This is a genomic window from Bradyrhizobium rifense (genome assembly GCF_008123425.1).
Classification (GTDB): Bacteria; Pseudomonadota; Alphaproteobacteria; order Rhizobiales; family Xanthobacteraceae; genus Bradyrhizobium; species Bradyrhizobium rifense.
Map to the genome: position 1 here is coordinate 137,453 of NZ_VSSS01000023.1, position 7,275 is coordinate 144,727.

The 7,275-nt window shown below is 56.9% G+C and carries 5 protein-coding genes; 3 read left to right on the forward strand and 2 right to left on the reverse strand.

Going from position 1 to position 7,275, the window contains the following annotated elements; all coding sequences use genetic code 11:
* The first annotated feature begins 90 nt into the window (after positions 1–90).
* Positions 91–1,281: an MBL fold metallo-hydrolase gene (locus FXB40_RS13685; protein ID WP_347339762.1), complete on the forward strand. Its 1,191-nt coding sequence runs from the start codon at positions 91–93 to the stop codon at positions 1,279–1,281.
* Entirely contained in the window at positions 1,259–2,290 is a 1,032-nt protein-coding gene (locus tag FXB40_RS13690) for a hypothetical protein (protein WP_148772711.1), read from the forward strand. Before FXB40_RS13685 ends, FXB40_RS13690 begins: the two co-directional genes overlap by 23 nt.
* A 161-nt stretch (positions 2,291–2,451) precedes the next feature.
* Here FXB40_RS13690 and FXB40_RS13695 read toward each other — a convergent pair whose 3' ends face one another.
* Together FXB40_RS13695 and FXB40_RS49880 are read right to left on the reverse strand one after the other, a co-directional pair.
* A complete protein-coding gene (locus FXB40_RS13695; RefSeq protein ID WP_148772712.1) occupies positions 2,452–5,616 on the reverse strand; it encodes a DEAD/DEAH box helicase in 3,165 nt (1,054 codons plus the stop codon).
* Positions 5,617–6,584: 968 nt separating this feature from the next.
* Positions 6,585–6,716, reverse strand: a complete 132-nt coding sequence (locus FXB40_RS49880; protein ID WP_148772713.1) for an inorganic diphosphatase — start codon at positions 6,714–6,716, stop codon at positions 6,585–6,587.
* Between the two features lie 333 nt (positions 6,717–7,049).
* Here FXB40_RS49880 and FXB40_RS48715 point away from each other — a divergent pair.
* Positions 7,050–7,275, forward strand: a 226-nt coding sequence (locus FXB40_RS48715) for a hypothetical protein (RefSeq protein ID WP_210352160.1), incomplete at its 3' end; no start/stop codon positions are given.

Genomic DNA, 7,275 nt, shown 5'->3' on the forward strand with positions numbered 1-7,275 from the left:
TGGAATGAGCGGGGGCGAGGTCGCGTAGTGAGATTGCGAATCCATCGGGGTACGCGGGAGATTGGCGGCACCTGTATCGAGTTGGAGACTATGGGGGCCCGAATCCTGCTCGATCTCGGTCTTCCGCTGAACGCCAAGGACCTTGCTTCCACACCGCTGCCCGACGTCGAAGGGCTTTCCGCCCCCAGCGCCAGCCTTCTCGGTATCGTCCTGTCTCATGGTCACCGCGACCATTGGGGTCTGGTGCCAAAGGTCAATCCCGCGATTCCGCTCGTCATGGGGGAGGCGACCGAGAGAATCATCCGGGCGGCTGCCGATTTCGTTCCCGATGCCGTCGCCTTGAAGGCAAGTCACCAGCTTGAGCATCGCAAGCCGATCCAGCTTGGCCCCTTCACCATTACACCCCGCCTCGTCGATCATTCCGGTTTCGATGCCTACGCCATGGAAATTTCGTCCGGCAGTAAGCGCGTGTTCTATTCGGGTGATCTGCGCGCTCACGGCCGCAAGCGCAAGCTGTTCGACGCGCTGATCAGCGATCCACCCCGCGACATCGACCTCATGTTGATGGAAGGATCCAGCCTCGGCCGCTTGGCTGATGACGCGACGTTTCCGTCCGAGGAGAACTTGGAGGAGGCGTTCGTCACGCGGTTCGAGCAGACCGAAGGCTTCGCCCTGGTCGCCTGCTCGGCCCAGAACATCGACCGGGTGGTCACCATCTATCGCGCGGCGAAGCGAACGGGCCGCGGCCTCATCATTGATGCCTACGCCGCCGAGGTGCTGAAGGCCACGGGGCACGAGAGCATTCCTCAACCTGCGCCTGGTTGGCCGAATCTCGCAGTCTACATCCCGCAAAGACAGCGCGTTCAATTGAAGACTAAGGGGATCTCGGCTCTGGTCGATGGTTATCGCGGCTTTCGGATCTGGCCCGGGCAACTCGCCGGGAGCGCGCCGCGCTCGGTCATGCTTTTTCGGGGCTGGATGATGTCAGATCTCGCGCAGGCCAACGCGCTCACGGGCGCGCGGGTGTTTTGGTCGCAATGGGATGGCTATCTGGCCGACGGCCAGACTGGGGCAGCCTTGAAGGCCGATTGCGAGCGCCGCGGCATCGCGTTCGAGACGATTCATACCTCGGGACATGCCGGTCCGTCCGACCTGAAGCGCCTTGCCGCCGCCGTGGCGGCGAAGCGCCTGATCCCCATCCATACATTTGAACGGCTTCGGTTTCCGGATCTCTTTAGCAACGTGGAATTGGCAAACGATGGCGAATGGATCGACGTCTGAACTGAACTTCCTCAAGCGCGGTCTCTCAAGTCCGCAAATCGCGGGATTGCAGGGGCTCGCGGCGAGCCCGGCCGACAATTGGTGGAAGGAGGTTCTGGAGAGCAAGGATCTGTTGCTTGCAGTCCGGAACGGATACCTGAACGCCTACGTCAAGGGTCAGAGCGTCTTCAAGATTGCCTTCGACCGAGGCGGGAGCGCTGTCAGCCAGCCCCGCCTTGCGATCCACTACAAGTACCTGGTGAAGCCGGACCTTGAGAAAAAGGATCCGTATGTGTCGTTCGATGGGAAGACCTTCGATCTCAAGCCCGCCGACATCGTGAACACCGAGTACGAGTCCAAGCTCACCTTGCCGCAACTCATCAGAACGGCGGCGCGATTTGCCGGGCCCGAGAAAAGCGGCGTGCACAAGATCGCTAGAAAAGAGCCGAAGGTCGTTGATCTCGAAATTGCGTTCACGAAGGCTGGAGAAAACGGTGATCTTTCTGCGCCGCGCATGGACATCGCCGTATTGGTCCAGGTGGAGGCGGGCAAAGCCGAGCTGGTCTTCTGCGAAGCGAAGTGCGCGGACAACCCCGAATTGTGGGGCCTAGAGAAGCTTTCCAAGGGAGCAAAACGCCTTACTTCTCCAGAGCGTTTGACTGCCGTGATCGCTCAAGTCAGGAAGTATGAGCAGTTCATTCAGGCCAAGGAAATCCAGGAAAGCCTGGTGGAAGGCTACGTCAAGGTCTGTAAAAATCTGGTGGAGATCAGCGGACAAAGCCGAGGCAGGCGAGTCGATGATGTCGTCAGACAGGTCGCCGAAGGCAAGCTCGAACTTTCGATTCATCCGCACGTTTATCTCCTGATTTACGATTTCGGCGAGGATGAGAAAAAAGGTCGGATCAAGAACAAGCGGACAGAGCTGAAAAAGGCGGGCGTAAGGACGATCGCCAAGGGCGATCCCGGCGCCTTTGAGCTGGCGAATGACATCGTGCGGGCGAGAGCGGAATGGAGTGACTCGAGCGACTAGCAGGCTTGCGCGAGAGTAATTACGCCATCCACCACTTCCCTAGTCGAAACGGCTAAATTCTACGAGGATAATGAGACATTCTCTGGTGCTGAGGATGTTTCGGCCACCGTGGTGATAACCAGGAGTGGGTTGCGGCACGAAAGATGAGAAGTTTCGCGGTTTCACTCGGCACAGAAGATTTTCAAACCTACCCCGACTGACTGGCAGGCAGAATAAGCCGAGACCACGAGATGATAGAATTGCAGCACGTTCGCTCTCGGCTTCGGCCGACGAAATTCGCGTTCAAGCGCTGCCTTTGACAGCATGCCACCGGCGCACACAAGCCACAGCGTGCGCTCTGTGCCAGGCGTGCGAGTAGTTCGGGCTAGCAGCCTACGAAACGCAATTGAGCCAGGCCCGGCTCGCTTTCGCGGAACATAATCCGTCTTTCCTTCTTCAGTCATCTTCCAGTTTTGATCAAACTTGGTTGGTGATCCAGGCAGTTCCTGGCCATCGCTTTTGAGATACGCGAGGTTCTTCAGTGCTTGGCCAGAAACGTCGTAGAATGCAGAGGTCGATACGCCAGGATTGCCAGACTTATGTTTTGCCACCACAAAGACAACGCGCGGGTGAGATGGATCCTCATCTACACCGATGAAGTCCCCAGCCTCAGTAGCGAGGTCATCGCAAACCAAAGCCGGAAAGGGCAGACCAAATGCGGGGCTACCGGTTCCCTTTGCCAATGCGTCATCAATGTAGCGGAACAGTGATCCAGTGCGCCAAGTCTTCAGAGAATCGCCTTTAGGCGTGCCCTTTTCCGATGTTATGCCAGCAAGCCCATCTATTGGCGTGATCAAATCGAGAACCATTCTGCCTGGACCCTGCGGGTCGGCTAGACGGAGGTCGAGGGTGTAGAAAGCGCCATCGACGTAAGCATGTCTGCAGTCGCTGGTAATAACTCGAAATGCTTGCAATTGATTCAGGCGTTTCGTTAGCGAGATTCGGTCATCTGTCTTCGTTTTAATCTTGCTTATGGTCGATGACGTTAGCCAATACTTCTTCTTTCTGCGGTCCCACCTGATCCAAATGGTGTGAGGCGCGCCGTTCAGCATCAGCTCAAACCGGAACGGCGCTGGAGGTTTTGGTCCGGTATCGGGTGTTACGTCAACGCAGAGTCCTTCCGTATCAAATTTGACCTCGCCTTCAGCGCTTGTGAATTGTTCTTGAATCTCGTTTAGATCAATCAGAATATTGATCGGGGTTGTGTCGGCTGGGACAGAACCAGGAAGCGCGAATCTGCTGAGCATGGGGGCGGCAGCCCGCTTCGACGCGAGGTGCTGGTCGACTTCCTCACACCAGTCGGAAAATCCTTTAGCCGTCACCCCGTATCCTTCCCCATCGCGAACGCGGCTTCGCGAAAACCCAACCGTACGACGAGTTTTATCAGCCCAACCAGTCGCGCGAGTGATGACATTCATGTGCTCGCCCATAAATACCCCCGAACGCGCTAAGGAACGTGCGGACAGGGTGCGCGACCTAAGTGCTGTGGGTCCAATATCTGTATTTTTGACCGCCATGAAGGTGATCAAGTCAGCTGAGTTCTCGGGCAACAAGGAATGCAATACTTTGGGGCCGACCCTAGCGCCAATGTGCTCCAACTCGTCGATCCACAGACCGGCGCTATCATAAAAATAGAGGCGCCGTCCGACGGCCGCATAAATCGTGATTTCAAGTGACGCCACCTGGAACAGCGAGTCGGCCAGAAAGGGGGTCTGCGTTAACCCAAGGGAAAGGTGATAGCGACCTCTGTCGCCGGCTTCGCCAGCCCGATGCTCCAGCCGATCATCTTCCTCCAGAAGTGCCGACACGTCCCCTCTGAATTCATCAAGATTAAAGCCGGGCTCAGTTTCATAGATCACGGCCGCCTTGGGGAAACGAAGGTCACCAGACAAGTCCTCTTCGTCAAGATTGATGCGTTTCCGGAACTTTCCTTCCACGTAGTCCATCTCGGGCAAGGCTGCGACGAGCTTCTGTAAGACTTCCTCTCCTTTGCGCAACGGGGGCTTGCCGCCGTTATCGATGCAAGCTCTGTCGTATTGGAGGAAGCTCTTCCACTGCTCCGAAACCCCATCATCCTTGCGGGCCAGCACTACAGCGGGCGGCGCCTTGTCGCCGATCTTCCCCAACGGTTGCCGGGTCAGCCGCCCGACCTGCTGCACCAGCATTCTCGTGCTGGTAAAGGGCTCGTACACTGCCAGAATTGTGCATGCTGGATCGTCGATCCCTTCCACCAACATAAACTGATGGATTAGAAACTTCTCGGTTCGCTGCTTTAGGTTAGGCACGTCACGTCGTCGCTGGGCGCCCACGGGGCCACTATCAGCAAAATTGATGTGCATCGCAAGCACCCCGTCGTCACGGCTGCCGAGAGCTGCTACGAACGCGCCAAACAGGTCGCTGACGGTGTCCTCGCTCGCTGCTCGTACAATGACCTTGCAGTCCTTGTCGAAGGTCCCCGCGGCGATTAACTTATCGCGCGCCTCAATTATCTGCTTAGCGAACACTCCCGGATCTTCGCTAAGCACACGCTCCTCGACGATCACGCCACGTATCAGTGCTTGGTTCACGGCGTCTGTGAACGAGAGGAAGTCGATGTAGTTTTCGTCGATATCAAACACCTTTAGGTCGCCGCGGAAGGGCGTGGCGCTGAACAGCACAGTTGGAACGGCGAAACTTCTGATAACCTTTGCCCATGATGGGGCGGGCTCTCGATGCCCTTCGTCGAAGAGGACTGTACCTATGAATTTGTGCAGCTTATCCACCTCGCCGGCGGCGTAGATCTGCTGCACGGCCTGAATGGTCGCAACGACGACAATGCGTTCCCCCAATGCGTTTTTCAGCTGCTCGGATAAGGCGTCAATGGAGCCGGGCAACGCCTGAACGACTTTGTCCGGATGCCAAAAGGCCGGTGCACCGAGTTTCTTCCAGAACTCTGACCGAAACTCCTGGCGGAGCTGCGCCACTAGAGCCGCTGATGGGCACACCACAAGCACCGGGTTTCTATCCGCGCGTCGACTTGCGAGCACTGCCATGACGCCCGTCTTCCCGGTGCCGGTTGGCATATGCACCAGGCAGCCCTTTGTACTCCCGGATGCAAAATAAGCTTCGCAGCGGTTCACAGCTTTCAGCTGATGTGGCCACAAGCCAAGTTCGGACGGATTTCTCTTGTCAACTGCCAACCGCACCCCCGGAAAGCGCTCACGGAAGCCGGAACCTACACCCTGCAGTTGAACGTTTGGTTTACGCTTGCGCGCGCGTTCGAAAGCAAAAGCACCTAGCTCAAACATACTATGAGGCCCTCTTTGGGGCCCGGCCACAGCCAAGCGTCTCGCCTAGCCGTCCCGCCTCCAAGGGCTACCGCTCATCCCAGAGCACGATTTGCTCTTCGTCGCGGACCTCTCGTCTGACTTGGCGTTTTTAGCTCTGTCGAGCTGAATTGGATGTCTCCACGACATCACGTTTTTGTAAGGAATAGTATCGATTGTCTACTGCCACCACCACGTCCAAAAAGAGCGGCGTAGTCCGTGAGGCGCAAAAGCGTCATGGCATCAAGGTCGATCTTCTCAGTTCGGCGTCGCTGATGCGTTGCAAACACCCCTAACTATTGCTGCGAGGCGTAACAAAAAAACGACGCAGATCGACGAGGTTGACAGGACACACCTCTGAAGCACGGGTGGCGCGCTCGAAAGTTTCAAACCGGTTAATGCCAGAGGATATCCACTCCTCCTCACCATCGGTCGCAAGATACTGTGAAGGCACATTTCTCAGCAGTTCAACGAAACAGCGGGCAAATAGCTACGGTGATTAGCTACGAAATTGGGGCCTTGACTAAGGGGGTGTACTGATACTTCAGATTGCCAGCGTGAAGGCGGCTCGTGATTTTCCGCTTCTGCGCCTTTAGCCGACTTCAGGGACGACCCGGCCATTGTTGAAGACTGAACGGACTAACTTCCACCTCCACAAGGTCTGATCGGGTTTACGAGTACATGCCCTAGTTTTGTCGTTGCGCGTGTCGACTCGACGTCACTCGCTCTGGCGGGCCAGGCTTTCAATGATTTTTGAGCCCAAAGTCAGGGAAGGCTACCTGTCGACTAAGACGCTTTTCAGTTTGGCTAATCGCATGTTTCTCTGTTGGGAGCCGTTGCGTGAAGCCTTGCCGCGAACAGTCGTGCACTGTACGTACTCCCGAAGAGGCTCCCTGTCGCGCGGGTACTTGGGGCCACTGCGCGGTGCCTCTATTTTGCCAACCGACGGATTACTTGCCGGCATGCCTCGGCCCGCGCCAGCCAAGAAATTTCAGCGCCTTACTCTCCTCCACGTTGGTGGCGCGCAAAAACTCTTCCAATTCCTCGCGCGCACGTTCCGGTAGTTCGCGAATGTCCTCCAAGTCCGTCTCTAGTGGGGGAACGGTCGGGTAGCCTGCTGATTTGAGAACAGGCGGGGTAGTCTTTGCCGCCTTTGAGTGATCGGGTCTGACGGACGTCTCATCTCTGTCCAGACCTTCACGGCTCATACCTTGGAAGACCGTTCGGCAGCTTGCGTCGTTGAAGTGTTGGAAGAGGGCGCGCAGATGAGCGCGACCGGAGGTGGGTAAGGCTCCCTGCCAACGTGCTAGCGGCGATTTGTGCCAAGCAACGAAACCATTTTCGTCGCCTCACAAAGTATGCGGAAGCATCCAGGGCGGATCTTGCCGGGCAGTTTCCACCAGGACGCTGGTCCCATGGATGACTTCCAGCAGGATTGCGCACACGTCACTAACCAGTTCTTAGCAGAGCCTGCGAACAGTACGTCTGAAGACAGGGGCACTCGAAAGCGTTGGGCGCGCGGGGTCATCGCATTTTACGCCTGCGTTATGCTGGCCGGTGCGACAGCGATTGCGGTGACGCAGCACGTAACTTCGCCAGAGCAGCATGCATCGCTTCAAGCTAGCACTACTTTGGCAGAAT

What these genes read in the sequence shown, in the direction of transcription:
- FXB40_RS13685 (WP_347339762.1), top strand. Translation starts at nt 91, where the DNA reads ATGGGGGCCCGAATCCTGCTCGATCTCGGTCTTCCGCTGAACGCCAAG.
- FXB40_RS13690 (WP_148772711.1), top strand. Translation starts at nt 1,259, where the DNA reads ATGGCGAATGGATCGACGTCTGAACTGAACTTCCTCAAGCGCGGTCTC.
- FXB40_RS13695 (WP_148772712.1), bottom strand. Translation starts at nt 5,616, where the DNA reads ATGTTTGAGCTAGGTGCTTTTGCTTTCGAACGCGCGCGCAAGCGTAAA.